The organism is Bradyrhizobium sp. (assembly GCF_049586575.1).
Classification (GTDB): domain Bacteria; phylum Pseudomonadota; class Alphaproteobacteria; order Rhizobiales; family Xanthobacteraceae; genus Bradyrhizobium.
Map to the genome: position 1 here is coordinate 1 of NZ_JBAVCF010000748.1, position 2,280 is coordinate 2,280.

General features: G+C 62.6%; 3 protein-coding genes. 1 reads left to right on the top strand and 2 read right to left on the bottom strand.

Translation table 11 applies throughout. The annotated features are described in order from the left end of the window. Nucleotides 1–251: 251 nt before the first annotated feature. Entirely contained in the window at nucleotides 252–671 is a 420-nt protein-coding gene (locus WB528_RS27025) for a CHRD domain-containing protein (protein ID WP_423892406.1), read from the bottom strand. Nucleotides 672–866: 195 nt separating this feature from the next. Here WB528_RS27025 and WB528_RS27030 point away from each other — a divergent pair, with 195 nt between their 5' ends. Next, nucleotides 867–1,811 carry a c-type cytochrome gene (locus WB528_RS27030; protein WP_423892407.1) on the top strand — a complete coding sequence of 315 codons (945 nt, stop codon included), beginning with the start codon at nucleotides 867–869 and terminating at the stop codon, nucleotides 1,809–1,811. Here the strand turns inward: WB528_RS27030 and WB528_RS27035 are convergent. Further along, nucleotides 1,812–2,280: efflux RND transporter permease subunit (locus tag WB528_RS27035; RefSeq protein WP_423892408.1), on the bottom strand; the 469-nt coding region annotated here is incomplete at its 5' end. It abuts the gene before it with no gap.

A 2,280-nucleotide genomic window follows, 5' to 3' on the forward strand; every position in this document is an offset into this window, starting at 1 on the left:
ACGGGCCTCGATACGCTGAAGGTCAACGCACCCGCCATCGGCAAGGCATGCGGCAACTGCCACGAGACCTTCCGGATCAAGAAGGGCTGACCGCGACGAAGAACGGCGCGAGACTTCAGCGCCGTCTGTCGCAACGCTGGTCTTCCACGACACAGCAGAAAGGGGTGAAGGCCATCAGGCTTTCACCCCTTCCTTGTTCGTCCTGCGATGAGATGAAGAACCCCTGGCGTGAGGGAGTAGCTTCGTCGCGTTTACTTCGTCACCTGCCCGCGGATTTCGCCTCCGGGATTGGCCTCGGTGTGCACGTTGACGTAGAGCTTGCCGGCTTCGAGATCGGCCGCCTGGGCGTCGGTCAGCGTGGCGCTGCCTTCGGCAGGGCTCGAGGTCGCGCCGGGAATGGCCGCGACGACGCCGGCATTCTTGCCGGGCTCGGCGGGGCCGTGGAAATGGGCGGCCTTCGCCGGACCGCTCAGTCCGCTATAGGTCAGTTTCCAGGAAAGCTTCTTGCTGGCGGGGTCATAGTCGATATCGGCGGTGCCGGTGCCGGCGCTGGCATTGGGCGGTACTTCGGACTTGCCGCTCAACGCCGCCTTGAATTTCTCGGCAAAGGCCGGACCCGCGAAAACAACGGTCGCGGCAAGCGCAAGTGTAGCAATGATGGCTTTGGTCATGGTTCTCTCCCTGTGACGCCAAATATACGTACCGACTAACCGCCGGGTTCCAACTTTATTCCCAGAATTCGCTGGAAAGCCCCAAATTTTGGCCGGCCCGAGGGCCGCGCAGCAGCTATGCTGGCGGTAGAGGTCAAATCGGACTCAACTTCCGCCGCTGAAAGCGAGGGTTTCTCCCCAAATGACGGATCGATGATGCGGCGGGGAATATTTCTTGGTGCAGGAATTGTTGTCGCCCTTGGTCTTGCGTCCTACTGGGGGCTGACGGAGCCCTCGGTCGGATCCGGAGCGGAGATAACCCTCCAGCCCCGGACGCCTGACCTCGCCAATGGCCTCGTCGCCTTCAACGCGGGTGGCTGTTCGGCCTGTCACGCGGTGCCGGATCAGCCAGACCGCCTGAAACTCGGTGGCGGCCTCGCGCTACGCTCGCCATTCGGTACATTCTACGCGCCGAACATCTCGCCCGACGCGGCTGACGGGATCGGTCAATGGACCGAGGCCGAATTCGTCAATTCGTTGATGAGAGGGGTTTCGCCGCGTGGGCAGCACTTGTTTCCCGCGTTTCCCTATACGTCCTACGCCCACGCCAGGATCGACGACGTCAGGGACCTGTTCGCCTATCTGAAGACGCTGGCACCGGTGCCCGGCAAGGTGCGCGATCACGACCTTCCGTTTCCGTTCAACATCCGCCGCAATGTCGGCATCTGGAAGCTGATGTTCTTCGACCGCAAACCATTTGCGCCGGACAGCGCGCATTCCGCCCAATGGAATCGCGGCGCCTATCTCGTCAATAGCCTCGGCCATTGCGCCGAGTGTCATTCGCCGCGCAACTTCCTCGGCGGCATCATATCGGCGCAACGCTTCGCCGGCGGTCCCAATCCCGAAGGCGAGGGCTGGGTGCCGAACATCACCCCGAAGGGGCTCTCCGACTGGAGCGCCAAGGACGTCGATTATTTCCTCAAGACCGGGCAAACGCCCGACGGCGATTCCGCCGGCGGCTCGATGGTGGCCGTGATCAAGAACACCTCGCAACTGCCGGATGCCGATACGGCCGCGATCGCGGAATATGTGAAGTCGCTGCCGCCGGTCGAAGGGCCGCCCAAGCCGAAGAAGGCCGAGAAAGCTAAAGCTGGAGGCTAGCTAAGCCGGCCTGGCGACCGCTGCTTTCTTGCCCGCACGCCAATTCTCGAAGCGCTGCACCACGACGAAGAAGGTCGGAACCAGCAGCACCGCAAGGCAGGTCGAGGCCAGCATGCCCGAGAAGACGGTGATGCCGATCGACTTGCGGGCGTTGGCGCCGGCCCCCGTGGCAAGCACCAGCGGCAGGACGCCCAGGATAAAGGCGAAAGACGTCATCAGGATCGGGCGGAATCTCGCCCGCGCCGCCTCAATCGCGGATTCGATGACCGACTTGCCGGCCGCGTGCAGTTCGAGCGCAACCTCGACGATCAAAATCGCGTTCTTGGCGGACAGCGCGATCAGAAGGATAAGTCCGATTTGGACGTAGAGGTTGTTGTCGATCTTCAGCGCTTCCAGCACCAGCATCGGCCCGATCAGCGACAGCGGCACCGCCAATATCACGGAGATCGGCGCGTACCAGCTCTCATAC

What these genes read in the sequence shown, in the direction of transcription:
- WB528_RS27025 (WP_423892406.1), bottom strand. Translation starts at nt 671, where the DNA reads ATGACCAAAGCCATCATTGCTACACTTGCGCTTGCCGCGACCGTTGTT.
- WB528_RS27030 (WP_423892407.1), top strand. Translation starts at nt 867, where the DNA reads ATGCGGCGGGGAATATTTCTTGGTGCAGGAATTGTTGTCGCCCTTGGT.